The organism is Bartonella sp. AA83SXKL (assembly GCF_042196965.1).
Lineage (GTDB): Bacteria > Pseudomonadota > Alphaproteobacteria > Rhizobiales > Rhizobiaceae > Bartonella.
In genome coordinates, this window is sequence record NZ_JBHIRG010000254.1 from 1 (window position 1) to 309 (window position 309).

Annotated in this window: 1 protein-coding gene; it reads left to right on the plus strand. The window is 46.3% G+C overall.

The window, feature by feature from the left end; all coding sequences use genetic code 11:
* Window positions 1-309, plus strand: a 309-nt coding sequence (locus ACFINO_RS10950) for a phosphate ABC transporter ATP-binding protein (RefSeq protein WP_375655879.1), incomplete at both ends; no start/stop codon positions are given.

Below are 309 nucleotides of genomic sequence, written 5' to 3' on the forward strand. Positions count from 1 at the left end.
TCCACGCATTCACGGTTTAGTCAAATCGCGCGCTGAATTACATGATGTGGTTGAAAAGAGTTTAAGGCAGGCCGGTTTATTTGAAGAAGTAAAGGATCGTCTTCATGAGGCGGGAACCAGTCTGTCGGGAGGGCAGCAACAGCGCTTGTGTATTGCGCGTGCTATTGCGGTTAGTCCTGAAGTTATTTTGATGGATGAGCCTTGTTCGGCTCTTGATCCAATTGCAACGGCACGTATTGAAGAACTTATCGATGCATTACGAAAGGATTATACAATCGTCATTGTGACACATTCGATGCAACAGGCAGC